The organism is Pseudomonas sp. Z4-20 (genome assembly GCF_051131955.1).
In the GTDB taxonomy this organism is placed as follows: domain Bacteria; phylum Pseudomonadota; class Gammaproteobacteria; order Pseudomonadales; family Pseudomonadaceae; genus Aquipseudomonas; species Aquipseudomonas marvdashtae.
On sequence record NZ_CP071641.1, the window covers coordinates 4,113,149 to 4,139,610 of the forward strand.

25 protein-coding genes and 3 pseudogenes are annotated in these 26,462 nt (G+C 59.1%); 23 read left to right on the forward strand and 5 right to left on the reverse strand.

Translation table 11 applies throughout. The features are described 5' to 3' along the window. Nucleotides 1-18 precede the first annotated feature (18 nt). Nucleotides 19-984 carry an alpha/beta hydrolase gene (locus J3P82_RS18730; RefSeq protein WP_186610368.1) on the forward strand — a complete coding sequence of 322 codons (966 nt, stop codon included), beginning with the start codon at nucleotides 19-21 and terminating at the stop codon, nucleotides 982-984. A 109-nt stretch (nucleotides 985-1,093) separates the two neighbouring features. Further along, nucleotides 1,094-1,882 (forward strand): hypothetical protein, encoded by a 789-nt coding sequence (locus J3P82_RS18735; RefSeq protein ID WP_434558152.1) that lies wholly within the window; start codon nucleotides 1,094-1,096, stop codon nucleotides 1,880-1,882. 176 nt (nucleotides 1,883-2,058) lie between these two features. Here J3P82_RS18735 and prmB read toward each other — a convergent pair whose 3' ends face one another. After that, complete coding sequence (gene prmB, locus J3P82_RS18740; RefSeq protein ID WP_434558153.1) at nucleotides 2,059-2,967, reverse strand: 50S ribosomal protein L3 N(5)-glutamine methyltransferase; 909 nt, start codon at nucleotides 2,965-2,967, stop codon at nucleotides 2,059-2,061. Nucleotides 2,968-3,221: 254 nt separating this feature from the next. Here prmB and J3P82_RS18745 point away from each other — a divergent pair, with 254 nt between their 5' ends. The 5 genes from J3P82_RS18745 (at nucleotide 3,222) to J3P82_RS18765 (ending at nucleotide 5,987) form a co-directional block, all read left to right on the forward strand. Then, nucleotides 3,222-3,812 (forward strand): cysteine hydrolase family protein, encoded by a 591-nt coding sequence (locus J3P82_RS18745; protein ID WP_186610365.1) that lies wholly within the window; start codon nucleotides 3,222-3,224, stop codon nucleotides 3,810-3,812. 129 nt (nucleotides 3,813-3,941) lie between these two features. Continuing rightward, nucleotides 3,942-4,262 carry a hypothetical protein gene (locus tag J3P82_RS18750; RefSeq protein ID WP_434558154.1) on the forward strand — a complete coding sequence of 107 codons (321 nt, stop codon included), beginning with the start codon at nucleotides 3,942-3,944 and terminating at the stop codon, nucleotides 4,260-4,262. Between the two features lie 74 nt (nucleotides 4,263-4,336). Beyond that, a complete protein-coding gene (locus tag J3P82_RS18755) occupies nucleotides 4,337-4,894 on the forward strand; it encodes a Smr/MutS family protein (protein ID WP_434558155.1) in 558 nt (185 codons plus the stop codon). 77 nt (nucleotides 4,895-4,971) lie between these two features. Beyond that, complete coding sequence (folE, locus tag J3P82_RS18760) at nucleotides 4,972-5,517, forward strand: GTP cyclohydrolase I FolE (RefSeq protein ID WP_434558156.1); 546 nt, start codon at nucleotides 4,972-4,974, stop codon at nucleotides 5,515-5,517. Nucleotides 5,518-5,615: 98 nt separating this feature from the next. After that, complete coding sequence (locus J3P82_RS18765) at nucleotides 5,616-5,987, forward strand: glutathione S-transferase N-terminal domain-containing protein (protein ID WP_434563893.1); 372 nt, start codon at nucleotides 5,616-5,618, stop codon at nucleotides 5,985-5,987. Between the two features lie 64 nt (nucleotides 5,988-6,051). Here J3P82_RS18765 and J3P82_RS18770 read toward each other — a convergent pair. After that, nucleotides 6,052-6,717, reverse strand: a pseudogene (locus J3P82_RS18770) (aminotransferase class I/II-fold pyridoxal phosphate-dependent enzyme); the annotation flags it as partial. Between the two features lie 4 nt (nucleotides 6,718-6,721). Here J3P82_RS18770 and J3P82_RS18775 point away from each other — a divergent pair. The 5 genes and pseudogenes from J3P82_RS18775 to J3P82_RS18795 all read left to right on the forward strand — a co-directional run. Continuing rightward, a pseudogene (locus J3P82_RS18775) lies at nucleotides 6,722-6,835 on the forward strand (MarR family transcriptional regulator); the annotation flags it as partial. Between the two features lie 242 nt (nucleotides 6,836-7,077). Next, the gene (locus J3P82_RS18780) at nucleotides 7,078-8,427 is read left to right on the forward strand and encodes an NCS2 family permease (protein WP_434558157.1); all 1,350 of its coding nucleotides are present in this window, start codon (nucleotides 7,078-7,080) and stop codon (nucleotides 8,425-8,427) included. 63 nt (nucleotides 8,428-8,490) lie between these two features. After that, nucleotides 8,491-9,120, forward strand: a complete 630-nt coding sequence (locus J3P82_RS18785) for a LysE family translocator (RefSeq protein ID WP_434558158.1) — start codon at nucleotides 8,491-8,493, stop codon at nucleotides 9,118-9,120. A 104-nt stretch (nucleotides 9,121-9,224) separates the two neighbouring features. Beyond that, entirely contained in the window at nucleotides 9,225-12,959 is a 3,735-nt protein-coding gene (locus J3P82_RS18790; protein ID WP_434558159.1) for a calcium-binding protein, read from the forward strand. A 408-nt stretch (nucleotides 12,960-13,367) separates the two neighbouring features. Continuing rightward, a complete protein-coding gene (locus J3P82_RS18795) occupies nucleotides 13,368-14,579 on the forward strand; it encodes a hypothetical protein (RefSeq protein WP_434558160.1) in 1,212 nt (403 codons plus the stop codon). A gap of 106 nt (nucleotides 14,580-14,685) precedes the next feature. Here J3P82_RS18795 and uraH read toward each other — a convergent pair whose 3' ends face one another. Next, nucleotides 14,686-15,039 carry a hydroxyisourate hydrolase gene (gene uraH, locus J3P82_RS18800; RefSeq protein WP_434558161.1) on the reverse strand — a complete coding sequence of 118 codons (354 nt, stop codon included), beginning with the start codon at nucleotides 15,037-15,039 and terminating at the stop codon, nucleotides 14,686-14,688. A 412-nt stretch (nucleotides 15,040-15,451) separates the two neighbouring features. Here uraH and puuE point away from each other — a divergent pair, with 412 nt between their 5' ends. The 6 genes from puuE to J3P82_RS18830 all read left to right on the forward strand — a co-directional run bounded on the left by puuE (nucleotide 15,452) and on the right by J3P82_RS18830 (nucleotide 20,744). After that, nucleotides 15,452-16,378 carry an allantoinase PuuE gene (gene puuE, locus J3P82_RS18805; protein ID WP_434558162.1) on the forward strand — a complete coding sequence of 309 codons (927 nt, stop codon included), beginning with the start codon at nucleotides 15,452-15,454 and terminating at the stop codon, nucleotides 16,376-16,378. After that, nucleotides 16,375-16,890, forward strand: a complete 516-nt coding sequence (uraD, locus tag J3P82_RS18810) for a 2-oxo-4-hydroxy-4-carboxy-5-ureidoimidazoline decarboxylase (RefSeq protein ID WP_434558163.1) — start codon at nucleotides 16,375-16,377, stop codon at nucleotides 16,888-16,890. The genes puuE and uraD overlap by 4 nt, the downstream gene beginning before the upstream one ends. 67 nt (nucleotides 16,891-16,957) lie before the next feature. Further along, nucleotides 16,958-17,953 carry an allantoicase gene (gene alc / locus J3P82_RS18815; RefSeq protein WP_434558164.1) on the forward strand — a complete coding sequence of 332 codons (996 nt, stop codon included), beginning with the start codon at nucleotides 16,958-16,960 and terminating at the stop codon, nucleotides 17,951-17,953. Between the two features lie 32 nt (nucleotides 17,954-17,985). After that, nucleotides 17,986-18,489, forward strand: coding sequence for an ureidoglycolate lyase (locus J3P82_RS18820; protein WP_434558165.1), 504 nt, complete (start codon nucleotides 17,986-17,988; stop codon nucleotides 18,487-18,489). Between the two features lie 50 nt (nucleotides 18,490-18,539). Continuing rightward, on the forward strand, nucleotides 18,540-19,841 hold the full coding sequence (locus tag J3P82_RS18825; protein ID WP_434558166.1) for a urate hydroxylase PuuD: 1,302 nt from the start codon (nucleotides 18,540-18,542) through the stop codon (nucleotides 19,839-19,841). Nucleotides 19,842-19,958: 117 nt separating this feature from the next. Further along, nucleotides 19,959-20,744 (forward strand): outer membrane protein OmpK, encoded by a 786-nt coding sequence (locus tag J3P82_RS18830; protein ID WP_434558167.1) that lies wholly within the window; start codon nucleotides 19,959-19,961, stop codon nucleotides 20,742-20,744. A gap of 45 nt (nucleotides 20,745-20,789) precedes the next feature. Here the strand turns inward: J3P82_RS18830 and J3P82_RS18835 are convergent. After that, nucleotides 20,790-21,963: pseudogene (locus tag J3P82_RS18835) on the reverse strand (patatin-like phospholipase family protein). Nucleotides 21,964-21,999: 36 nt separating this feature from the next. Then, nucleotides 22,000-22,932, reverse strand: a complete 933-nt coding sequence (locus tag J3P82_RS18840; protein ID WP_434558168.1) for a lipid A biosynthesis lauroyl acyltransferase — start codon at nucleotides 22,930-22,932, stop codon at nucleotides 22,000-22,002. A gap of 118 nt (nucleotides 22,933-23,050) precedes the next feature. On the opposite strand from J3P82_RS18840, the gene minC reads away from it, so the two are divergent. The 5 genes from minC to J3P82_RS18865 all read left to right on the forward strand — a co-directional run bounded on the left by minC (nucleotide 23,051) and on the right by J3P82_RS18865 (nucleotide 26,433). Next, entirely contained in the window at nucleotides 23,051-23,785 is a 735-nt protein-coding gene (minC, locus tag J3P82_RS18845; protein ID WP_434558169.1) for a septum site-determining protein MinC, read from the forward strand. 200 nt (nucleotides 23,786-23,985) lie between these two features. Beyond that, nucleotides 23,986-24,798 (forward strand): septum site-determining protein MinD, encoded by an 813-nt coding sequence (gene minD, locus J3P82_RS18850; protein ID WP_003179114.1) that lies wholly within the window; start codon nucleotides 23,986-23,988, stop codon nucleotides 24,796-24,798. Next, on the forward strand, nucleotides 24,798-25,052 hold the full coding sequence (gene minE / locus J3P82_RS18855) for a cell division topological specificity factor MinE (RefSeq protein ID WP_039594520.1): 255 nt from the start codon (nucleotides 24,798-24,800) through the stop codon (nucleotides 25,050-25,052). The genes minD and minE overlap by 1 nt, the downstream gene beginning before the upstream one ends. 100 nt (nucleotides 25,053-25,152) lie before the next feature. Beyond that, nucleotides 25,153-25,788 carry an RluA family pseudouridine synthase gene (locus J3P82_RS18860; RefSeq protein WP_018612476.1) on the forward strand — a complete coding sequence of 212 codons (636 nt, stop codon included), beginning with the start codon at nucleotides 25,153-25,155 and terminating at the stop codon, nucleotides 25,786-25,788. A 141-nt stretch (nucleotides 25,789-25,929) separates the two neighbouring features. Next, nucleotides 25,930-26,433 (forward strand): hypothetical protein, encoded by a 504-nt coding sequence (locus tag J3P82_RS18865; protein ID WP_434558170.1) that lies wholly within the window; start codon nucleotides 25,930-25,932, stop codon nucleotides 26,431-26,433. Nucleotides 26,434-26,462: the final 29 nt, after the last annotated feature.

Here is a 26,462-nt window from a genome sequence, read left to right on the forward strand (position 1 = left end):
TTCGCAACTAATGGCGTCATGATGTTAAGAGCGTTTGCCTTGAGCCTTACCCTGTTGACCGGCCTGCTTCCTGGCTTCGCCCAGGCCACCGTGCTGCAACGTCCCATCAGCCTCGACACCGGTAGCGGTGAGCTTTTCGGCTCGATGCTGCTGCCCAAGTCCGACACGCCGGTGCCGGTTGTCCTGATCATTTCAGGGTCAGGTCCTACGGATCGTGACGGAAACAACCCCGAGGGCGGGCGCAATGACAGCCTCAAGCGACTGGCCTGGGTGTTGGCCAGGCATAACATCGCCAGCGTACGCTACGACAAGCGCGGCGTGGCGGCCAGCCTCGCGGCCACGCCCGACGAACGCAACCTGAGCGTCGAAGCCTATGTCGCCGATGCCGTGGCCTGGAGCCACAAACTGGCCGCTGATCCTCGGCTGGGCCCGTTGATTCTGCTCGGTCACAGCGAAGGCGCGCTGATCGCCAGCCTCGCCGCGCCCCAGGCCAACGCGGCGGCTGTCATTTCGGTGTCCGGCAGCGCTCGTCCGATTGACCAAGTGCTGCGCCAACAGCTCAGCAATCGCCTGCCACCGGCGCTGATGTTGCGCAGCAACGAATTGCTCGACAGCCTCAAGGCCGGCCGCCCCGACGCTGACGTGCCGCCGCAACTGCACGTCATCTTCCGCCCCAGCGTGCAGCCGTACCTCATTTCCTTGTTCCGCCAGGACCCGGCCCACGCCTTCGCCGCGCTGAAGATGCCGGCATTGATTATCCAGGGCAGCAACGATATCCAGGTCAGCGTCGACGACGCCAAGCGGTTAAAAGCCGCCAAGCCGGATGCACAACTGGCGCTGATCGAGGGCATGAACCACGTGATGCGCATTGTGCCCAACGATGTGAAGCGGCAATTGGCTTCCTACAAGGACCCCAACCTGCCCCTGGCCGCCGAGCTTGGCGCGCACATCCTGAACTTTATTGGTGCGTTGGCCGCCCGTTGAGCGGGATTAGTGGCCTATAGCTCTCCAGTCTTGGCAAAAACGGCCGATAAACCGGTGTCGGACAGCGCATTGGCTGCCGAGGAGCCGGCCTGGACAGGATTTTGCCGTTATGACTGAGACTGAAACTTCACCCGACACCGTCGCCGAAACGGCCGCCCCACCTGCGGCGGACCTGCCTTGGGCGGACGTGCACGCCGAGCATCACAAAATGCTCCGGCTGGCCCCGCTCAAGACCGATCGCACCACCGGCGTGCGACCGCTGCGGTTTGTCGAGTTCAGCTATGCCGAGCGCCATAGCAAGGAGCGCAGCTTGCTGCGCATGAGCGTCCAGCTGCCGGGCCAGCGGGTGCGCAAGGAACAGAACCATCTGGATGTCTGGGCCGACCACGTCGAAAAACGCCTGTACTTCTCTCCCGACAGTTTGCAAGTCGAGCCGTTGAACCGAGGCATTGGTCGCTTCCTCGCTGCCCAAGGCATTACCTGGGCCAAGAAGCGCTGGTCGGGCTACCGGGTCGACGGTACCGATCTGAATAACAAGGACGCGCTGAACGAAGACACGCGTCTGCGCCGCGACCACTTCCTCAAGGCCCACGGCTTTGAAGTGGTCTACGCCGACGCCCAACACCTCAAGGGCAGCGTCAAGCCAGCCCAGGTCGGCGATCTGCTGGGTGACTGGAACACCGAGAAACTGCAATTCGTCGAGATCCTCGAAGCCGCGCAAATGCTCCAACAAGCCGAGCAGAACCTGGCGGAACAGGAAGTCAAACTCAAGAAGCAGGAAGAAAAGGTCAACAAGTTCAAACGCGAAGACACCGGTCTACGCTTCACCATTACCTGCCTGGTGGCGTTTGCGATGTTCCAGGCCGGGTTGCTGATCTGGATTGCGACGCGGCATTGAGCACCGTTGAACGGGAGAGCCTCAGCCGATCCCGTGGCGAGGGAGCTTGCTCCCGCTCGGCTGCGCAGCAGTCGTAAATCTGGCGACTGTTATTCCGAGACCTTAAAACGGGGGCTGCTGCGCAGCCCAGCGGGAGCAAGCTCCCTCGCCACAAAGGCAGTCCGTCGTAACCAGAGTCAAACCCGCGAAGCAAACAACGCCTGGTGCTGACGGCACTGTTCGGCGCTGAGCATGAACACGCCATGGCCGCCGCGCTCGAAATCCAGCCAGGCGAAGTCGACTTCCGGGTACAGCGCTTCGACGTGCACCTGGCTGTTGCCCACTTCGACAATCAGCAATCCTTTGTTGGTCAGATGATCGGCCGCCTCGGCAAGCATCCGGCGAACCAGGTTCAAGCCGTCATCGCCGCAGGCCAGGCCCAGTTCAGGCTCATGCTGGTACTCCTGGGGCATGTCGGCGAAATCCTCCGCATCGACATAGGGTGGGTTCGACACGATCAGATCGAAACGTTGCCCAGGCAATCCATCGAAGCCATCGCCCTGGACAGTAAACACCCGCTCGTCGACACCGTGGCGCTCGATGTTCTGGTTGGCCACCTCCAGCGCTTCGAACGACAGGTCGGCCAGCACCACTTCGGCCTCGGGAAACTCATAGGCACACGCGATGCCGATGCAGCCGGAACCGGTGCAGAGGTCGAGGATCCGTGCCGGCTCCTGCCCCAACCAGGGTTCGAAGCGTTTTTCAATCAGCTCGCCGATGGGTGAGCGCGGGATAAGCACGCGCTCGTCAACGATGAAAGACATGCCGCAGAACCAGGCCTCACCCAGCAAATAGGCAGTGGGGATGCGCTCGTCAATGCGTCGGCGCAGCAAGCGCTGGACGTGCACCAGCTCTTCGTCTTCGAGGCGGCAATCCAGATAACTGTCGGCAATTTCCCAAGGCAGGTGCAGCGCGCCAAGGACCAACTGGCGAGCTTCATCCCAGGCGTTATCGGTGCCATGGCCGAAAAACAGATCCTCCCCATGGAAACGGCTGACGGCCCAACGGATGTGGTCGCGCAGGGTACGAAGGCGGGAAGTGATCACGGCGGCAAACTCCAGAAAAATCGACGGGCGAGTCTAACAGCCAAACGCATGCCCACCCAAACACGCGCCAAGGACGAACGAAAAGTGCCGGCTTAGCTGTAAGAAACCTCCCTTTTTTGCACGTCCTATTGAACAAGATGCCAATCTTGACAAGGCTGTAGGCCAGCAACGGCGGCCCCTGCGATGGAAGCGATTCACAGAACCGCTCAGCCGGAGGACAATGTCACAAAAGCCCCACCCGAAGGAGCCCCAGAATGTCCGTTCCAAAAACGATGTTTCAACTCAGCGGCCGTGGTTATGCGGCGGCCAACCTGAGTCAAGCGACCCTGATCATCATCGATGCCCAGAAAGAATACCTCGCCGGCCCCTTGGCCCTGAGCGGCATGGACGCGGCGGTCGCGAACATCAAGCAATTGCTCGGCGCGGCCCGAGCCGCCGGTCGCCCGATCGTGCATGTGCGCCATCTCGGCACCCATGGCGGGCTGTTCGATCCGCAAGGCGAACGCGGCGAGTTCATTCCGGGCCTCGAACCCCAGGGCGACGAAACCGTGATCGAAAAATTGCTGCCCAGCGCATTCCACGGCACGGAGCTGAAGAAGCGCCTCGAAGACTTCGGCCCCCTGGACCTGATTGTCTGCGGCTTCATGAGCCATTCCAGCGTCAGCACCACCGTGCGCGCCGCCAAGAACCTGGGGTTCCGGTGCACCCTCGTCGAAGACGCCTGCACCACGCGCGACCTGCCGCACAAAGGCGGCGTGCTGAGCGCCGAACAGGTGCACCAGACCGAAATGGCGATCATGGCGGACAATTTTGCCACCTTGGCCCTGACCCGCGACTTCACCTGATGCCCTCGATGAGCGGCCCGTTCCGCCGCTCATCCGCAAAAGCCTCTCATTTCCTTCAAATACCCTAGCCTCAGGAACAACCCGAACATCTTCCGGTCGAAGGGCCGATACCCATTGAGGAAGGTCGGAATGAAGATATCCGATGGTTTTGACGCCCGTCGCTTGCGGCCCAAGGGCCCGAGCAACTGGCGATTTCGTTTCGGCGCGGCGATTGCCGCGCTGCTCGCAACGCTCGGTGTCCTGCTGGCCATGGCCGGCGCCGCCAGCCTGCTTGGCCGCCCACCGGCACTGGGTGAATTGAATGCCACCCCGCTCGGCTCGGCGCTGATCCTGGCGATCGGCTTGCTGGTCTTGCTGTTGGGCGTCTGGCTTTGGCGCCGTTGCCGCCGTCGCGCCCGCCAATCCCTGGAGCTGGCCATGTCTCCGCACCTGATGAAAAAACACGACTGACCCGCCATCCGACGTTTTCTTGCGCCTGATCCCGTAGGAGTTCGGTAAACTGGCCGGCCTTCGCGGAGGCTGACATGCAAGACGACGACTTTTCCCTGTTCAAAAGTGCCATCCAAGGCGTAAAACCGATCAAGCACGATCGCGCTGAAACCGGCAAACCCAAAGCCGATCGCGCGCAGATCGCCAAGTTGCGCCAAGCCGCCACCGTGCGTACCGATGCCACCACCGTGGACGGTTTGTCCGATCAGTTTGTGATCGATGTCGGCCCTGAAGATGAGCTGATGTGGGCTCGCGACGGCGTGCAGGAAAGCCAGATGCGCAAGCTCAAGGTCGGCCAGATCCCCTTCGAAGGCAGCCTCGACCTGCACGGCATGACCGTCGAAAAAGCCCGGGAAACCCTCTGGGCCTTCCTGGCTGAAGCCACCCAATTCGAAATCCGCTGCGTGCGCGTCACCCACGGCAAAGCCGTGCGACTGGACGGCAAGCGGCCGATGATCAAGAGTCACGTCAACACTTGGCTGCGCCAGCATCCGCAAGTGCTGGGCTTCACTTCCTGCCAGGCCAGACACGGCGGCGCCGGGGCGGTGTACGTGATGCTCAAGCGCACCATGATGGAAGGCCGCGACGAGTAGCCCTCGATTGCCGAGCTTGCAGCGCCGTGTCCGCCACCGTACCCTTGCCCTTTGCGTAAAATCCCACAGGTAGTTTCATGTCTCTGGAACAGAATTACACCGCGATTCTCGGCCAATTGGGCGAGGACGTTTCCCGCGAGGGCCTGCTCGACACGCCCAAGCGCGCTGCCAAGGCCATGCAGTACCTTTGCCGCGGTTATGAACAGACCCTGGAAGAAGTCACCAACGGTGCCTTGTTCAGCTCCGACAACAGCGAGATGGTGCTGGTCAAGGACATCGAGTTGTACTCGCTGTGCGAGCATCACCTGCTCCCGTTTATCGGCAAGGCTCATGTCGCGTATATCCCGAGCGGCAAGGTCCTGGGCCTGTCAAAAGTTGCGCGCATCGTCGACATGTACGCGCGTCGCTTGCAGATCCAGGAAAACCTCAGCCGCCAGATCGCCGATGCGGTCCTGCAGGTGACCGGTGCACTCGGCGTGGCGGTCGTCATCGAGGCCAAGCACATGTGCATGATGATGCGCGGTGTGGAAAAGCAGAACTCCTCGATGATCACTTCGGTGATGCTTGGCGAATTCCGCGAAAATGCGGCGACGCGCATGGAATTCCTCAGCCTCATCAAGTAATCCGTCGCGTAAAAAAACCGGCATTGATCGCCGGTTTTTTTTCGCCCACGAAAAATCAGGTAAGCTGCGCGCCCTGTTCTTCCCGCGAGGCTTGTACCGTGATCGTCAAAGCGCTTCGAGTTGGCCTGGGCCAGCTCATCATCTTCCTCGATTTCATCACCCGGCCCGCCAAGAAACAGCGCACGGCGCAAGCCCAGGCGCAAGTTGACCAGGCAGCCAGCGGCCTGACGCTGTTTCAATTCCACGCTTGTCCTTTTTGCGTGAAGACCCGCCGCGCCCTGCGTCGCCTCAACGTACCGGTGGCCCTGCGCGACGCGAAGAACAACGAGCAGGATCGCCAAACGCTGCTGGAGCAAGGCGGCAGGATCAAAGTGCCGTGCCTGCGAATTGAAGAAAATGGCGAGACCACGTGGTTGTATGAGTCGAAAGCGATCATCGATTATCTGGATAAGCGCTTTTCGGCGGCCTAAGGATTTTCAAGGCAGTGGATGGCCTTATCGCGCGCAAGCGTCGCAAGCCATCCACCCCGCAGACTCACGCCGCCTCTGCGGCCAGCGCCTCACGCACCACGCCTGCCAAGCGCCTGAGTCCTTCATCCAGCCGTGCCGGATCGATGTGGCTGAAATTCAGGCGCAGATGCCCTGGGTGTTTGTCCGGGTCCGGAAAGAATGGCTCCCCCGGCATGAACGCGACGTCCGCCGCCAACGCCGCGGCCAGCAGGGTGCGGGTGTCCAGCGGTTGCTTGAGGGTCAGCCAGAAAAACAGCCCGCCCTGAGGCACGTTCCAGTCCGCCAGGTCGGAAAAATGCCGTTGCAGCGCGGCTTGGAACCCGTCGCGACGCTCCCGGTAGAAATCCCTCAACTTGCTCAGATGGCTGCGGCACTGCTCGGTGCCGATCCATTGCCACGCCTGCCAATGGCCGATGCGGTTGGTGTGCAAATCCGCCGATTGCTTGAGCCGCAGCAGGTACGGGAACAGGAAAATCTGCAGCGCCGCCAAGTAAGTCGGTGCTTCGAGCGTGATCTCGGTGCCGATGTCGATGTGCAACTTCGCCGCCAGGTCGAGGGTTTGCTGGGAACCGCTGACCACCAGTACCTGGCTTGCCGCACATGGCAGGCCTAAGGATCGCGCCTGCGCTGCCAACGCTTCACGCAGGGCCGGCTCGCCTTCGCTCATGCCGTATTGGCCCATGGATCGCGGCGGGGCGTTGCGGCGCGAGCAGGTGAAATTGCTCGAACGGGTGTTTGCCGAGGCAGGCGAAGCAGCTGTCGATGGCTGGTTGGCGGTGAATCTGGGGTTAGGGAAGGCTAGCGACTGACAGCTTGCGCGTCCGATCCCAAGGCATCCTCATGGCGATATATCCCTATCGCCATAAATTTCGTCGACAAAACAGAAAACATTATTTGCTTTATTTGTATACAAAAGCATAATTCGCTTCGTGCGAGTTCCTGACCAAGCAGTCAACAACTTCGCCAGCCTTACCTGCCTCAATGCCTCGCAGCCTTCCTCAGGGAACACGCGATGCTGGAATAACAATAAAACTCTTGAGGAGTACTCGCTGTGGACAGCCGCAAACCCGAAGCCCAGACGCTGGATCTCTCGCCGCCTTTACGCAGTGGCTGGCTGGAACGCCTCTTCAAACTCAGCTTGCATGGCACCACGGTGAAGACCGAGCTTATCGCCGGTGTCACGACCTTTATCACCATGGCCTACATCATCTTCGTCAACCCCAACATCATGGCCGATGCCGGCATCGATCACGGCGCCGCGTTTGTCGCCACCTGCATCGCCGCAGCCCTCGGTTGCCTGTTGATGGGCCTGTATGCCAACTGGCCGGTAGGCCTGGCACCCGGCATGGGCCTGAACGCTTTTTTTACCTACACCGTAGTCGGCACGATGGGCTACAACTGGGAAACCGCGCTGGGCGCAGTGTTTGTTTCCGGTGTGTTGTTCATGGTCCTGACCCTGTCGCGTATCCGTGAGTGGTTGCTCAACAGTATCCCGGTCAGCCTCCGCTACGCGATGGGCGCCGGGGTCGGGCTGTTCCTTGGACTGATCGGCCTGAAAACCGCCGGCATCGTCGTCGACAGCCCCGCCACGCTGATCAAGCTGGGCTCCTTGCACGAGCCCGGACCGCTGCTGGCCGCGGTGTGCTTTCTGATGATCGCTGTGCTCAGTTACCACCGCGTGTTCGGCGCGATCCTGATCAGCATCATTGCCGTGACCCTGGCCGGATGGGGCCTTGGGCTGGTGCAATACAACGGTGTGATGTCCACGCCGCCAAGCCTCGCACCCACCTGGATGGCGATGGACGTGGCCGGCGTATTCAATGTCAGCATGATCAGCGTGGTGCTGGCCTTCCTCTTCGTCCATATGTTCGATACCGCCGGCACCCTGATGGGCGTGGCCCAGCGCGCCGGCCTGGTGAAGCCCGATGGCAAGATCGAAAACCTGTCCAAGGCCCTGAAGGCCGACAGCGCTTCCAGCGTATTCGGCGCCATGGTCGGTGTGCCACCCGTCACCAGTTATGTGGAAAGCGCCGCCGGTGTCGCCGCCGGTGGCCGCACCGGGCTTACCGCCGTGACAGTCGGCGTGTTATTTATTGCCGCCATGTTCTTCGCACCGTTGGCGGGGATGATCCCCGCCTACGCCACGGCCGGTGCGCTGATTTATGTCGCCATGCTGATGATGGGCGGCATGGCCCACATCGAGTGGGACGAAGCGACTGACAGCATCCCGGCAATCGTTACAGCCATCATGATGCCGCTGACCTTTTCGGTCGCCGATGGCATTGCCCTGGGTTTCATCACCTACGTGGTGCTAAAGGCTGGCACCGGTAAATACAAGGAAATATCCGTCAGCTTGTGGGCGCTCTGCGCGATCTTTATCGCCAAGTTCATCTTCTTGTAGACGGTACACATCTTCATCCGCCTCACCCCGTTGGTGGGGCTTTTGTGCATCAGGAGCAAAGCAATGAATCTGGAAACCTGGTTGTTGTTCAGCGGCGCCGCGTTAGTGGTGATCCTCATCCCCGGCCCGTTATCCTTGTTGATGATCAGCAACAGTTTGAACTACGGCCTGCGCCGCTCCTATCCGGCATTCCTCGGCGGGGTCATTGCTTCGATCTGCTTGCTTAGTGCCTCGGCGCTCGGGCTGGGGGCACTGTTGCTGGCGTCCGAACAACTGTTCAGCGTGCTGAAGATAGTCGGAGCACTGTACCTGTTCTATCTCGCTTGGCAGAGCTGGAAGCAGTCGCGCCAGCCCTCGATTGCCACTGACCTGCCCCACGCTGTTGCGACTCCACGCTTTGCTGCATTGTTTGGCCGTGCGTTCGTGTTAGGCGCGAGTAATCCAAAGGATATTTTGTTTTTTGCCGCGTTCCTGCCGCAATTCCTGAGCGCGGAACACCTCTTTCTCCCGCAGTTGCTGGTCATGATCGCCACCTGGACGGTGCTCGATCTTGGCTGCAAGTTGATGTACGGGTTAAGCGCCCACGGAGCGGCGCGCTACTTACGGAGCGGCAAGGGTCAGAGTTGGTTCAACCGTATCAGTGCGGGGCTGTTCGGCAGCGCCGGCGCCGCTTCGTTGTTATCAACTCGCTGATACACCAGGGCCAGGCAAAATATCGCAACAACCCTTTGATGTACACGCCTCGCAAAACTCACTACATCTAGCGCTCCCATCATTTCCGAACATGGACGTTCTCAATGGTTACCGACGCCCCTCTTTCCTCTCTGGACGATCATGCTGTCGTCATTACCGACATAGGTCTTCATGCCAACGAGTTTACCAGCGAGACGATCGATTTCAGCTTGGCCGACAACGAGAAAATCGACCTCGAACGTAAGCTCAGGCGCGTTCAACTGGACGTTGTCGACAAGTTATATGGTCCGCTGAACATTGCGTCGCTGACCGTGACCCGCTCAGCACTGGATACACTAGGTGCAACCATCGATGGACAACCATTGAATGGCCAGAATTGCTTTTTCCGCACACCCAATCGGTTTTTCATCAATGCGCTGCAGTTCAGCTCGATTGATATCGAAGCGCGGATGAAAACAATCGCTGCCGCCGAAGATTATCGGCTGCCGACGTTACTGTTTGAAATGGCAAGTCAACGATCACCCAGCGCCGTCCCGTTGTTAAGCGTTCCGTCAGTACAACCGAAAACGTTGAACAGTTATCGGAGCAAACTGGAAAAGCTATTGATATACGCCCAACGACTGGAATTTCGCCAATCCCTCCAATTCAGCACACTACCCTGGGTCAACCAGGCGAAGAGCATAGCCATGACCCATACCGGCCTGGGACTTCAGGGCTTCGGTATTTACAGTGGCTTACGAGGGCTACAAGACGCCATTCGAAACAAGGACAGCTATAACACGATATTCAATAGCGCCAGCCTCGGCGCCGAGGTAAGTTCAATTGCCATTGAGGCCGCGCTGACCAGGCAGGCCACTCACATGCTCAAGGCGAGCCAGGGCGCTTTGAAAGACTTCACCAGAACGACATTTGCCGTCAGATTGGGCCGCGGTGCCGGCCTGATTGCAGGTGCATTAACACTGCCCATCGACATTATCTCCGCGATCAATGCCTTCAAGGATGCAGCGAAAAGTACCGGTAAGGACGCCATCGATCATTACGTCAGCGCAGCCTTGAGCATTACCAGTGCGGTGATGACAGTGTCGCTCGGTATTGCGGCGTTGGCAGGCTTTTCTGCAGCCGGCCCCGTGGGGCTTGTCGCTGGACTTATCCTAGCGCTAGGCGCGCAAATATGGGGAGCAGTACGCCAAGTGGATGAGATCGCCGACTATATTGAGCTCACCGCCCTTGAACGCCTGCGTACTGGATGGTTCGCTTTCTGGCTCATCGACCCGGACCGAGACATCAACGACCGATACCTCATTGCCAAAGCGACAGCCGAGCACACGAAAAAGCTCGAGGCTGAAGCCCTGTACTTATTGCAGGGGCCCCTCAAAGACACCACGGAAGCGATCGTAAACGGTGCGTTCAACGTAGAACTCGAAGACGTGCCCTTCAACGCAACGCATTGGCTGACCGGCAACAAATACGTTGATTACCTACAGCGACCAAAGATTACAGGTGGAGACGATACGATCGATGCCCGTGGGGGCGTTACCGTCGATACGCCAGGCGCAGTATTGGGCACTTCGGCCGAGGATAAAAACATCCATTGGTATATCGGCGGCGGTAGCGACACTGTCTGGGGCGATGAAAAAAAACAGAATATCTTTCGCTACGGCGAGGGCATCAAAAACCTCACCGGAGGCGAAAAGGACGACGTGTTCATTTTCGAGGGGATCAATGCGCTGCCCAACGAAACGGACGACGATTTCGTGCCGGGCACGCTGGACGGTGGCCAAGGCAACGACACCTTGATTCTCGCAGGCAGGTCTAAAGATCACCAGGTCTTGAAACTGGGTTACCGTGTCGACCTCTCCCGCAACCAGGTTCTGGTGACCAAAGCCGATAACACAAGCCACCTGCAGACGGTGCTGAAAAACATCGAAAACATAGAGATCCATGAAGGCGGCACTCATACCATCAAGGGCTCGGACGCGGTGAACATTATCAAGTCCTACGGCTGCGATACTGTCGAAGCGGGTGGAGGCGACGACCGTATTTATCTGCTAGGGAAAAACAATCTCGACGCAAAAGGCGGGGCCGGAAACGATTCGTACGTCATCGCCCATAGACCCGGTCGCATCACCCTTACAGAAGACGGCCTGGACGGCAGCATCATCTTGCTGGACTGGAGAGCCGACCTGATTAAAAACTGGCAAATCACCCAAAACGACTTGGTGCTCACATCACACTTCGACGCGAATGACCTGGACGTTCGCCAAGTGGTCATCAGGGACGTTTATAAGCGTATCGACGGACGTCGTAGCATTAATAATAAAGAAATGAATTTCCTGACGAAGGATGGTTACCAGCTGACCCCAGATCTGCCTGAGTTTCTTGAAGTTGACGGCCCTTTCCAGATAACCATTGCGATGACCAAACAGGGAACGCTACGAAATCCGTGGATATTGAAAGATTGGGTCATACAGACAGTCCCGCACGATAAAGACACGCACTATTACTTCTCACGCTTCACCAACGAGACCACGCTCAATATCAAACAACGCAGCGCCTTCACCACGACGCTCCACCTGGATTATGCCAGCGCCGAACTGACGCGCATCGAAGCCGACTACAGCATTTACTTCGCCGGCACGGATGAAGATGAAATCGATAACATTAAATATGGAAAGTGCGGCCTGACTTTATCTCTTGGCAAAAAACGGGTAAGGCTGCTCAATCTGGAAAGCGCCGACGAACGCTTCACCGCCCTAGCCCCTGGACGACGGATGTTTTCCAAGCTACGCCCGCAGCACACTTTTATCCTCGTCATGAACGATGGAAAATCCTATCGGCTTACCCTCCCCGATCCCAACCCCGCGCTTTTCCTCAACGGTGAAATTACAAAAGATAATCCACTGCAATGGAAGACGGATGTACGGCTGCCACTCAAACCTACGAAACACCTATATCCCTCTCTGCCACCGCTGGAAAAAGAACCCTTCCACATGCGCAACAGAGCGACTTGCGCTCGATTGAATCCGCCATCTGATGCATCGGGAGTTGAAGTCTTGATTGGCGAGGGCTCTACCTACCTTATCCACTTGAAGCCGGAAACGACGCTACGCCTTTCGACGCCAGGCGCACTGGCCAACGCCAATCCTCGCCTGCCTGCTGCTTCCACCTGGGAGCTCGACGCCACTCAATTGGGCCGGGTGGAAATAACCTTGCTTCCCAATCGGTTGAAAGTTGGCAGCGTGCTTATTCATCTACCTGAGTATGGCCCCGAAGACCTTATCGACCCAATACGGGTCATCACCGCAGAGGGCATTGTCCATGCCGTCGATGTTCTGTTTGAAGAAGTCTATATAGACGCTCTTGACGCCCGCTACTTCCGCCCACCAAAAAACGCGGACGATACACTTGCAAAAGAACTGTCCAGCCTGACGTCGGAGGATATAAAGGTACTCAATGTCGCCGTCAGGGATGGTTCAGCCGGGACGGTGAGCTACAACTGGAAGAAACGAAACTGGTACCTGCGCGCGGACAGTCTCCGTGTGTTGGACGCGAGCGACCTGCGAAAAACCAATAGGTGCGAGCATCAGATCGCGCGTTATCAAGACTTTGTTCAGCATACACTCAATGAAAACGCCGACTTCACCGTTGATATCTTGCAAGTTATTCGCACCGTGTGCATCACGCTGTCTGATAGCGTGATACCAAACGTCGTTGACGATGCAGCGTTTTCAGCGGCGTTGCAAAAGGCCTTCGGGACAACCGAGCTCCAATACGGAATATATTACGGACAGGACATCGAACCGAGATCACCCGCCGCCTCGATAATATTCCAGCTATGAAACACATCGTGTAACACGCAACGACTCCGCTAGACGTATATACCGCATTTTTCGTTTGATTCGCGCCGAAAATCAGCGCTCGTACGCTGACGCAGGCGCGAACCTCCTCGATCATTTCATTGAGACGAACAGATGCTTTCTCCAAAAAGACCGCGACCCAATACAAACACGCCGCCCAACCCTCATGCTACTGCGCACGAGGCGATGCCGGATACGGAACCCGAAAGGCCGCCCAGGCCAACAAGACCCTGGAATCCCGACACGACCCACGACACGGCGGCAGGGCCCTCATCCCGGCCCGATGCCGTTCAACACCCGACCGTCGCGATAGCGGACATCCCCGCATCAATTCTAGGCGCCGGTCCAACTACCTCGGCCCCGTTGAGCAACTACCGTTTGGCACCCTCCGTGGTTGAGAGGTTGCCGGCGCCAGATTTAGAGTCAGGCATTCGCACCTTCAAATCGCGCGCCTATGTCGATCTCGTGGGAGGGGGAACGGTCCGGATTGCCCAGGACGCGAACAGCCATTACCGAGCGAGACTGGACAGTGAACTCGAACCCTCCGGGCCATATCTCGAACGTATCGAAGCAAGCCTGCTATGGCGTGAGGCCCGGCAGCAAACAGCGGCCCCGAACCCAGCAGCACAGGACGCAGCCATAATCAGCCGTTGGCGCGTCCAATCGGCATTCGCTGCACCTAACCGCATCACCATAGGCGGTCATCACTACTGGACAGTGGTTAACGACAATGCCAGGGCACACCCCATCGCCTATATCAAGGATCCTGCGCATTTAAGCTATGACTTCGACACCCTGGAGAACATCCTCCTGGATAATCCCAACTCCCAGCCTAGAGGCGCCATTCGGGTGCCGCCTCACAATCAATGGGAAATTGATCCAGGGCGTCCCTTCGAGATGCCGTTGATCGCTTCTTCAATTAAATCGTTCCCTGAACTACGGCCTTACATTCACGATAGATTTTCCAGAAGGCAATTTGAGCTGGCCAACGACGGGAAATTTGCCGATGCCCAAGGATTGACCACGTTGAGGCAGGTATTCCACAGCTGGCGAAGCGAGACACGTTCTCTTCATCCCGAGTTGAGTGATCCACTATTGATGTTACCGACCTTACCGGTCATTTCAGTCGTTCCGGACACAGCTCGCTCCCTGGAACTGCCGCACCCTGCGATGGTGCTCGGTCCCTTCGCACGATTGGACTTCGATCCAAATGTGTTCCCGAAACGAAAAAATTGGAGTGAATTGGCTGATGACGTACGTCTTAATGAATTCATGACCGAGCGTCTTGAACGTAACGGTTACACAGTTCGTCCGATTCCCTGGCTCCCTACCGCATTGATATTTCAACGACCACAACATGATTATGTCTATTTCATGACCCTGCACCGCACAGCAGATAGCACGATCTCCATACCTGCCCTGAACCCAAGAGGCAACGAGCTTGCATTGCGCCTTCAGTTCGATGACAGCGCAGCAGACGTTTTGCAAAATGCACACGCAAACAACAAGCTCATTTGTCTGCGCGGAGGCATACAGCGCTATACAAACCTGGGGACTCAGGAAACGCGAGAGACCGTCTTCATCGTCAGGGATGACACCTAAAACACAGGACCGCGACACCCATGAAAAAAAGCCCGCAGTGTGAGCGGGCTAAAAACCAAAGAAGCTATGCGCAGTCGCTTCCAGGGCAAGGCAGCTGCTTGGGGGCTCAGCTGCCTCGATACGTTGAATAGGCGTAAGGCGAAATCAGCAAGGGCACATGGTAGTGCTCTTGCTCGTTAGAAATACCAAAGCGCAGCACCACCACATCCAGGAACGCCGGTTCGGACAGCTGGACGCCACGGGCGCGGTAGTAATCGCCGGCATGGAATTGAATCTGATAGACGCCGCTGCGGTAGTCATCCCCTTGCAACAGCGGTGTATCGCAACGGCCGTCGCTGTTGGTCGATGCACTGGCAACCAAGAGCAATTGCGAACCTTCCACGCGGTATAGCTCGATCCTGATGGAGCTGCCCGGGCAGCCGTGTGCGGCATCCAAAACGTGTGTAGTCAGACGTCCCATTGATTGTGCGTGCCTCGCTGCTGAGCAGCCCGGCACGGCGCCTCCTGAGTCAGTTGAAAAGACAGGCTGCACCGTTTCGAAGCATGAAACGGTGCGGCAGTGGGCGAATTAAGACACTTCAAACATAAATTGTACACAATAAAAAACAAAAATTTGCGTCATGTGGTTGATGATGCGCGCAGCGCCTCGATCTGTGCGCGATCCAGCGCACCCGCCAGCTGTCGGGGTATAAATTGACCAAGTGGGCAGATTTCTTGCAGTGTAGACAAACTGCCGCCTGCGGTAAAAAATGCAAAAAACGGGCTTACAAGTCGCTAGCGAAGTTGTATACAATCAGTCCATCGTCGTGACGCCAGCCAGATATTCAAGCCCGGGCGCCACCCACATGGTTCGAACAAGAAGGAAGACTGCAGTGAGCGCTGACTACCCACGCGACCTGATCGGTTACGGCAGTAACCCTCCCCATCCTCATTGGCCGGGCAATGCCCGCATCGCCCTGTCGTTCGTGCTCAACTACGAAGAAGGCGGCGAGCGCAACATCCTGCATGGCGACCGTGAGTCCGAAGCGTTCCTCTCCGAAATGGTGTCGGCGCAACCGCTGCTGGGCGAGCGCAACATGAGCATGGAGTCGCTGTATGAGTATGGCAGCCGCGCCGGTGTCTGGCGGGTCCTCAAGTTGTTCAAAGAGTTCGACATCCCGCTGACCATCTTCGCCGTCGCCATGGCCGCCCAGCGCCACCCCGACGTGATCCGCGCCATGGTCGCCGCCGGTCATGAAATCTGCAGCCACGGCTATCGCTGGATCGACTACCAGTACATGGATGAAGCCCAGGAACGCGAGCATATGCTCGAGGCGATCCGCATCCTCACCGAAATTACCGGCGAACGCCCGCTGGGTTGGTACACCGGCCGCACCGGTCCCAACACCCGTCGACTGGTAATGGAAGAAGGCGGTTTTCTCTATGACAGCGACACTTACGACGACGACCTGCCCTACTGGGAACCGAACAACCCCACCGGCAAGCCGCACCTGGTGATCCCGTACACCCTGGACACCAACGATATGCGCTTCACTCAGGTGCAGGGTTTCAACAAGGGTGACGATTTTTTCCAGTACCTCAAGGACGCCTTCGACGTGTTGTATGCCGAAGGCGCTGAGGCACCGAAGATGCTTTCCATTGGGTTGCATTGCCGCTTGATCGGCCGCCCTGCGCGCCTGGCATCACTCAAGCGTTTCCTTGAATATGTAAAAGGCCATGAGCGCGTGTGGTTCAGCCGTCGCGTCGACATTGCCCGCCATTGGCAGCAGACCCACCCGTATCAGGGAGCTGCCAAATGAGTGCCTTCCAGACCCTCAAGCCTTCCACCTTGAGCCGCGAAGCCTTCGTCAAAGCCTTCGCCGACATCTACGAACATTCGCCATGGGTTGCCGAAAAGGCCTTTGACCTGGGCCAGGATCCCTCGATCGACGAGATCGAAACCCTGCACCAGCGCATGAGCGACATCCTGTTGAGTGCCGATCACCCCAGCCAGCTGGCGCTGATCAACGCTCACCCGGACCTGGCAGGCAAAGCTGCCGTTCAGGGCCAACTGACCGAAGCCAGCACCAACGAACAGGCTGGCGCCGGTATCCACCAATGCACGGCCGAAGAGTTCCAGCGCTTCACCGAGCTGAACGAGGCCTACAAAGCCAAGTTCAAGTTTCCCTTCATCATGGCGGTAAAAGGCAGCAACCGGCACCAGATCCTCGCCGCGTTCGAAACGCGCATCCACAACTCGACAGACGTCGAATTCAAATGCGCGCTGGCGGAGATCAACAAGATCGCGTTGTTCCGATTACTGACCCTTTAGCAAGCAGCCCCGGGAACCGGGGGACTGCAAGCATCCCCAGCCAACTTATCAAAGGCAGACAAGAAGAATGAAAGCTTACGCCGTACCGTTCGAGAAGTTCGTCAACCTGGCCGATGCCCGCCTGGGCACCAAAATCATTTCGGTGACCGATGACTGGTTCGCCGACGCCAACCGGCTGTTCCAGCCGACCCCGGCCGTGTGGAAGGAGGGCGTGTTCGATGACAACGGCAAATGGATGGACGGCTGGGAGTCGCGCCGCAAGCGCTTTGAAGGCTACGACAGCGCGGTGATTCGCCTCGGTGTACCCGGCTCGATCAAGGGCGTGGACATCGACACCTCATTCTTCACCGGCAACTACCCACCGTCGGCCTCCCTGGAAGCCTGCTTCGTGGCGCAAGGCGAGCCGGACGAAAACACCCAGTGGACCGAAGTGCTGTCGGCCGTCGAGCTCAAAGGCGACAGCCATCACTACCATGAAATCGGCAACGACCAGGCCTTCAGCCACCTGCGCTTCAACATTTATCCGGATGGCGGCGTGGCCCGATTGCGGGTGTACGGCATTCCGTACCGCGACTGGTCCGCCGTCGGCGACAACGAACAGATCGACTTGGCCGCTGCCCTCAACGGTGGCCGCGCCCTGGCCTGCTCCGACGAACACTTCGGCCGCATGAGCAACATCCTCAACCCGGGCCGTGGCATCAACATGGGCGACGGCTGGGAAACCGCCCGTCGTCGCACCCCGGGCAATGACTGGGTGATCGTCGCCCTGGGCCACGCCGGCATCGTTGAAAAAGTCGTCGTCGACACGCTGCACTTCAAGGGCAACTACCCCGACAGTTGCTCGATCCAGGGCGCGTTCGTCAAGGGCGGCACCGACAGCCAGATCGAGACCCAGTCGCTGTTCTGGCGCGAACTGTTGCCAAGCCAGAAGCTGGAAATGCATGCCGAACACGCCTTCGCCGAACAGATCAAGGCGCTGGGACCGATCACCCACATTCGCCTGAATGTGTTCCCGGACGGTGGTGTGAGTCGCCTCCGGGTGCTGGGTAAAGTTGCGAAATAAACGATCACACTCAAAAGATAAAGAAGACCAGCATGCGCACACTCAAGATCGAACCGCTGACCAAAGAAGCCTTCGCCCCGTTCGGTGACGTGATCGAAACCTCTGGCCGCGATCACTTCATGATCAATAACGGTTCGACCATGCGCTTCCATCGCCTGGCAACGGTTGAAACCGCTACGCCGGACGACCAGGCGATCATCAGCATTTTCCGCGCCGACGCGCAGGACATGCCGCTGACCGTGCGCATGCTGGAGCGTCATCCGCTGGGCAGCCAGGCTTTCATCCCGCTGCTCGGCAACCCCTTTCTGATTGTGGTCGCGCCACTTGGCGATGCACCTGTATCAGGCTTGGTCCGCGCCTTCGTCACCAACGGCAGGCAGGGCATCAATTACCATCGCGGCGTCTGGCACCACCCGGTGCTGACGATCGAAAAGCGGGATGACTTCCTGGTGGTTGATCGCAGTGGCACAGGCAATAACTGCGATGAGCATTTTTTCAAAGAGGATGAGTATTTGATCCTCGCCCCCCACCAATAAGAGAAGGTCCGATCACCCGAAACAAGGGTGACGGGCGAGAGGTAAAGACTGTGGAAGCACATTTGCTGGAATGGCTGAACCTGAGCGTTCGCTGGGTTCATATGATCACTGGCGTGGCCTGGATCGGCGCGTCGTTCTACTTCGTCTGGCTGGAAAACAATCTCAATCGCGTCAACCCCAGGAGCGGCTTGGCTGGCGACCTGTGGGCCATCCACGGTGGCGGTATCTATCACCTGGAAAAATACAAACTCGCGCCACCGTCCATGCCGGACAACCTGCACTGGTTCAAATGGGAAGCCTACTTCACCTGGATGTCGGGCATCGCCCTGCTGTGCGTGGTGTTCTATTGGAACCCGACTGTCTACCTGCTGGCTCCCGGCAGCAACTTGAGTGGCACCGAGGGCGTGGCCCTGGGCATCGGTTCTTTGTTCGTCGGCTGGTTCGTCTACTCCTTTCTTTGCGATTCCGCGCTGGGCAAGCGCCCTGCCCTGCTCGGCCTGATCCTGTTCGTGCTGTTGATCGCCGCGGCATACGGGTTCAGCAAGGTGTTCAGCGGTCGTGGTGCTTACCTGCACGTGGGCGCGGTCATCGGTACGATCATGGTCGGTAACGTGTTCCGCATCATCATGCCGGCCCAACGCGCGCTGGTCGCGGCCATCGCCGAAAATCGCACGCCTGACCCGGCGTTGCCGGCCAAGGGCTTGTTACGCTCGCGCCACAACAACTACTTCACCCTGCCGGTGCTGTTCATCATGATCAGCAACCACTTCCCGAGCACCTACGGCAGCCAATACAACTGGCTGATCCTGGCCGGGATCGCCGTGGCGGCGGTGTTGGTGCGGCACTACTTCAACACGCGGCATGACAGCAACAAATTCGCCTGGACCTTGCCGGTAGGTGCCCTGGCGATGATCTGCCTGGCGTATGTCACCGGTCCCAAGCCCATGTCCACCGCACCGGAAGTGGCCAAGAACCCGAGCGTCATCGAGTACCAGCCATTGCCGGAGACTGCAGTGGGCGGCGGAGCCAAACCGGCGACGGCGGCGACCGCCCCGGCAGCGGCGCCCGCCCAGGCTTCCAACGCCCGAGGCCCTTCGTTCGAGAAAGTCCATAGCGTGATCCAGGAACGCTGCTCGGTCTGCCATTCGGCCAAACCCACCAGCCCGCTGTTCAGCGCGGCGCCGGGCGGAGTGATGTTCGACACGCCGCAGCAGATCCAGCAAGAGGCCGCGCGCATCCAGGCCCAGGCGGTGACCACCCAGATCATGCCGTTGGGCAACATCACGCAGATGACCCAGCAGGAACGCGACCTGATCGGCGCCTGGATCACCCAAGGCGCGCGCACCCACTAGTCCCGTTACAAACGCAATACCGCAGACAGGCAGACCGGCACCCGACCGGTCGCCTGTCAGCGGCTGCCTGCGCCTCAACAATAACCACAAGACCACTTACCTTTGGGAGCAAACCGAATGAAGCGTACGTGCACCAACCTGATACTCGCGGGAGCGTTGTTGGCCGGGGGCCAGGCGATGGCAGGCGATCTCCTCCAGTGGCAGAACAACAGCCTGAGCTACCTCTATGGCAAGGATTTCCAGATCAACCCGCGCATCCAGCAGACCGTGACGTTCGAGCACGCCGATGCCTGGCAATATGGCGACAACTTCTTCTTCCTTGACCGGATCTTCTACAACGGCCAGGACGACAGCAATTCCGGCCCGAACACTTATTACGGCGAATTCAGCCCACGCTTGTCGTTCGGCAAGATCTTCGACCAGAAGCTCGCACTGGGTCCGGTCAAAGACGTCCTGCTGGCCATGACGTACGAGTTCGGTGAAGGCGACAACGAGTCGTACCTGATCGGTCCAGGTTTTGACCTGGCGATTCCTGGGTTCGATTACTTCCAACTGAATTTTTACAATCGCCAGACCGAAGGCCCGCGTGCCGGCGACAACGTCTGGCAGATAACCCCGGTCTGGGCCATTACCGTGCCCGTGGGTTCATCCGACATCCTGTTCGACGGGTTCATCGATTGGGTCGTGGACAACGACACCCACTCCAAGGGCACGTACCACGCCAACCTGCACATCGTCCCGCAGATCAAATATGACTTGGGCAAAGCCCTGAAGTTGGGCGCCAAGCAGTTGTATGTGGGAGTGGAATATGACTACTGGAAGAACAAATACGCAATTGAAGACAGCGACGGGTTCAAGACCAACCAGAGCAATACCAGCTTCTTGTTGAAGTACCACTTCTGATCGAAACGAGCGCTCCCAGCAGGTCCATTGTCGGCGCGAGCCGGCTCACGATAGCGGTGGACCTGCTTGTAGCCCCAGGAACCGGCACAACGCCTCACGTTGCGCCAACGCATCCTGACGTCCCAGCTCGATCAACTCGCCGCAATACCCCGCCTCGAACAGCAGATAACTCAGCACCCCGGCGCCGCTGGTCTTGGTCGCGCCCGGCCCGCGCAAGAACACCCGCAGTGCACGGGGCAACTCCTGGCGATGACGGGCAGCGATCTCGTCGATTGGCTGGCTCGGCGAAATCACCAGCACCTCCACCGGAGCTGCGCCGAGGGCGTGGGCCGGTACGTCGTCGGGTAGCATGTGACTGAACTGGTTCAGACGCTCGAGCAGCTCGATGTCGCTTTCCAGGCTGTCGATGAACGTACTGTTGAGCATATGGCCGCCGATCTGTGCGAGGGTCGGTTGCTGCCCGGTGTAGGTGCGCTCCGTCGGAGTCAGCCCACCCGCGCCACGGGGGTTGCCGCTCACACCGATGACCAGTACTCGATTCGCCCCCAAGTGCAGGGCCGGGCTGATCGGCGCCGATTGGCGCACCGCGCCGTCGCCGAAATATTGTGGGCCGATCTTGACCGGAGCAAACAACAAGGGGATCGCCGAGCTGGCCAGCAGGTGCTCCACCGTCAACTGCGTGGGCACACCGATGCGTCGATGCCGCAGCCAGGCGCCAATGGTGCCGCGACCTTGATAGAACGTCACTGCCTGTCCGGATTCGTAGCCGAACGCTGTCACCGCCACTGCGCGCAATTGATGCTCGGCGATCGCCTGTTCGATGCCCGATGCGTGGAACTGTGCCTGGAGCAGCTCGCGCAAGGGCGAACTGTCGATCAGCGCCACCGGCAGCTTGGCGCCCAGGCCGAGCAGGCTATGACTGAAAAAAACGCGTCGCCTGGCCCATCACGCCACGCCAGTCGCTGCGCATGACCTGATGGCTGCGCACCGCCTGCCAGAAGGCCGTCAGGCGTTCGATGGCAGTCTTGAAGTCCATCGCCCCACTCGCCAGGCTGACCGCGTTGATCGCACCGGCCGACGTCCCGACGATCACCGGGAAAGGATTTCGCGCCCCGTCCGGCAACAACTCGGCGATGGCCGCCAGTACGCCTACCTGATACGCCGCCCGAGCCCCGCCGCCGGAAAGAATCAAACCTGTTACCGGTTCAGCTGGGGTCATCGCAAAACTCCGTCGTCAGTCAATTAGGCTACACGCTCAACCGCGCTTTTCGTACAGCTTCGGCTCGCCCGGTGGACGGGTCTTGAACCGCCGGTGGGCCCATAGGTATTGCGCGGGACACTGGCTGACCGAACGCTCTACCCATTGGTTGATCCGCAGGCAATCGGCCTCTTCGGTCTCGCCCGGAAAATCTTCCAGCGGCGCCTGGATCACCAGACGATAGCCGCTGCCATCGGCCAGGCGTTCCTGGACGAACGGCACGACCAGCGCCTTGCCCAAGCGGGCGAATTTACTGGTTGCGGTCACTGTCGCCGCCTGGATACCGAACAGCGGCACGAACACACTTTGCTTGGCGCCGTAGTCCTGGTCCGGCGCATACCAGATCGCCCGGCCGGCGCGCAGCAACTTGAGCATGCCGCGCACGTCATCACGCTCCACCGCCAGGGAATCGAGGTTGTGGCGTTCACGACCCCGGCGCTGAATGTAGTCGAACAGCGGGTTCTTGTGCTCGCGGTACATGCCATCAATGGTGTGCTGCTGCCCCAGCAACGCCGCGCCGATTTCCAGCGTGGTGAAATGCAGCGCCATCAGGATCACACCCTTGCCGTCGCGCTGGGCCTGCTTGAGATGCTCGAGCCCTTCGACATGGGCGAGCTTCGCCAGGCGCGAACGTGACCACCACCAGCTCATGGCCATTTCGAAGAAGGCGATGCCGGTGGAGGCAAAGTTTTCCTTGAGCAAGCGCTTGCGTTCGGCAGCGGACTTCTCGGGGAAGCACAACGCCAGGTTGCGACTGGCGATGCGCCGCCGGTCGCCGGCCACACGGTACATCAGCGCGCCCAACGCACGGCCGACCCGCAGCAACAGTGGATAGGGCAACTGAACGATCAGCCACAACAATCCCAGGCCACACCACAGTAGCCAGAAACGCGGGTGAAAAAACGCAGCTCGAAAACGCGGGCGATCCATTACAGCTTCCATCAAGACCTGGGCCGCGCATTCTACATTGTTCGACTCGGCTTGCGGCTCGCGGGCGATCTCGTTATAAGTCTCGGCACTTTTAGTGACAAGTCGTTGTACGCCGACCATGAGCCAAACCGAACCGCTAGACCAAGATCCCGTGTTCCAGCTGAAGGGCAGCATGCTCGCCATTACGGTGCTGGAACTGGCCCGTAACGACCTGGAAGGACTTGACCGGCAGTTGGCGGCGAAAGTCGCCCAGGCGCCGAACTTTTTCAGCAACGCCCCGCTGGTACTGGCGCTGGACAAGCTGCCGGCTGGCGAAGGCTCGGTGGATTTGCCAGGGCTGATGCGCGTTTGCCGCCAGCATGGACTGCGCACCCTGGCGATCCGCGCCAGCCGCATTGAAGACATCGCCGCCGCCATCGCCGTGGACATTCCGGTGCTGCCGCCCTCCGGCGCCCGCGAACGCGTGCTGGAGCTGAGCCCGGCCGAAACGAAAAAGCCGGAAAAACCGCCAGAGCCCACCGTCAAGCCCACCCGAATCATCACCTCGCCGGTGCGCGGCGGGCAGCAGATCTATGCCCAAGGTGGCGATCTGGTCATCATCTCTTCGGTCAGCCCCGGCGCGGAACTTCTCGCCGATGGCAACATCCATGTATACGGCCCGATGCGCGGCCGAGCGCTGGCCGGTGTCAAGGGCGACACCAAGGCAAGGATTTTCTGTCAGCAGTTGAGCGCGGAACTGATCTCCATCGCCGGGCATTACAAGGTTTCCGAGGATTTGCGGCGCGACCCGTTGTGGGGGGCCGGCGTCCAGGTCAGCCTTTCGGGCGACGTGTTGAACATCATTCGGCTTTAACGGATACTGCCGCATTTTCCAAGCATCTCTAAAACGTAGCGAAAACGGCTTGAACGACGTAGGAAAAAGATCAGGCAGTGTTTACCGGAGGTAGACCCCGCCGCACATCCGATTCCAGCCAAGCCTGTCCAATTGCAGCAGTTTTCCAGAGATGTTTTTCAGGGGCTGACAAAGTCCTTTTTCCTTAGGGGTGAAACACCTTGGCCAAGATTCTCGTGGTTACATCCGGCAAGGGTGGTGTGGGTAAGACCACCACCAGCGCCGCTATCGGTACCGGCCTCGCCTTGCGCGGCCACAAAACAGTCATCGTCGACTTCGACGTCGGCCTGCGTAACCTCGACCTGATCATGGGTTGCGAGCGTCGCGTGGTCTATGACTTCGTCAACGTGGTCAACGGCGAAGCGAACCTGCAGCAGGCCCTGATCAAGGACAAGCGCCTTGAAAACCTCTACGTGCTGGCCGCCAGCCAGACCCGCGACAAAGACGCGCTGACCCAGGAAGGCGTGGAAAAAGTCCTGATGCAACTCAAGGAAGACTTCGAGTTCGTGGTCTGCGACTCCCCGGCCGGTATCGAGAAGGGTGCCCACCTGGCCATGTACTTCGCGGACGAAGCGATTGTCGTGACCAACCCGGAAGTCTCGTCGGTGCGTGACTCGGACCGCATGCTGGGCCTGTTGGCGAGCAAATCCCGGCGTGCCGAGAAAGGCGAAGAGCCGATCAAGGAACACTTGCTGCTGACCCGCTACAATCCGCAACGCGTCAGCGACGGCGAAATGCTCGGCGTCGAAGACGTCAAGGAAATCCTCGCGGTGACCCTGCTGGGCGTGATCCCGGAATCCCAAGCCGTACTCAAGGCCTCGAACTCCGGCGTGCCGGTCATCCTTGACGACCAGAGCGACGCCGGCCAGGCGTACAGCGATGCAGTCGATCGTCTGCTGGGCAAAACCGTCGAGCATCGATTCCTCGATGTCACGAAGAAAGGTTTCTTCGAGCGCCTGTTTGGAGGTAGGTAATGAACCTTTTTGACTTCTTTCGTGCCAACAAAAAGCCAAGTACCGCCTCGGTAGCGAAAGAGCGTCTACAGATCATCGTGGCGCACGAACGCGGCCAACGCAGCACCCCGGATTACCTGCCTGCGTTGCAGAAGGAACTGGTGGAGGTGATCCGCAAGTACGTCAATATCGGCAACGATGACGTACATGTCGCGCTGGAAAGCCAGGGCAGCTGCTCGATCCTGGAACTCAATATCACCCTGCCGGATCGCTGATCGCACCGGCGGGAGCCACGGCGGCTCGGGCTCTTCTGCTCTTCCTTTGGGAATTGAGAAAGGCCCGGGCCGCCGTTGGCGTTTGTAACGAGACCGTTTAATGCCCCTGTCCAACATCCGCATCATCCACCAGGACGCCGCCGTGCTCGTGGTCGACAAGCCGACCCTGCTGCTCTCCGTGCCTGGCCGGGCGGACGACAACAAAGACTGCCTGATCACCCGCCTGCAGGAAAACGGCTATCCGGAAGCACGAATCGTGCACCGGCTGGACTGGGAAACGTCCGGCATCATCCTGTTGGCCCGCGACCCGGATACGCATCGCGAACTGTCTCGGCAGTTTCATGACCGTGAAACCGAAAAAGCCTACACGGCATTGTGCTGGGGCCAACCGGAGCTGGACAGCGGCAGCATCGACCTGCCCTTGCGCTACGACCCGCCGACCAAACCTCGTCACGTGGTGGACCATGAACAGGGCAAACACGCCCTGACGTTCTGGCGTGTACTGGAACGTTGCGGCGACTGGTGTCGGGTCGAACTGACGCCGATCACTGGACGCTCGCACCAGTTGCGGGTGCACATGCTTTCCATCGGCCATCCGTTGCTAGGCGACGGACTCTACGCCCACCCGCAGGCCTTGGCCGCCTGGCCACGCTTGTGCCTGCACGCCAGCATGCTCAGCTTCACCCACCCGCAAAGCGGCGAGCGCCTGCGCTTCGAGTGCCCGGCGCCGTTCTAGACGTTGACGTTTATATTAAGTCGAGCCATGCAGTCCCGGACTTACAGGCTTCGGCTTCGGCGACCGTCCTGTTTGTAAAAAAAAATTCACATTAAACGAAATGTGTCTAAGATAATGGCCTTTCGCCAAGGCAGGACGCCCGTGCCAGACCCCTCGACACTCCATAGGGACTATCCCTACACTTTTCGCTTCTTGAACACCGATTTGCATTTGCGGGACGTACCTTGTCATCGCACTGAGCACGCGCTGCGACAGTTGATCGTCAATCGCCGCAAGCGCACGGTGACGCGCGCGACAGCGATTATCCTCGGCAGCAAACAGTCTCTGTTCGCGAAGGTCCAGCGCCTGGACAGCTTTCAAAGCAAAGTCCGCGTAACCTTCGGCACGCCCCGGCGCAACGGGCGCTTCGATTGGCCACTGGAAGAATTGCAGAACATGCTGCAGGCCCAGCATCGAGGTGTTCAGATGCCTGCGCTCCAGGGGTTCGGCTACACCCGCGGCGGATTAGGCCTGGCCCAGGATTATTTCCTTATCACCCAGTTGCTGGAAGGTTACACCGACGGCAAGATGGTTGGTCGAGCATCCTGGGCAAATCGAAGCATTCATCCGAAAATCGTTCGATCTGTTGGATTCCCTCACCAGTAGAAACATTAGTCACATGGATTTATGGGCGG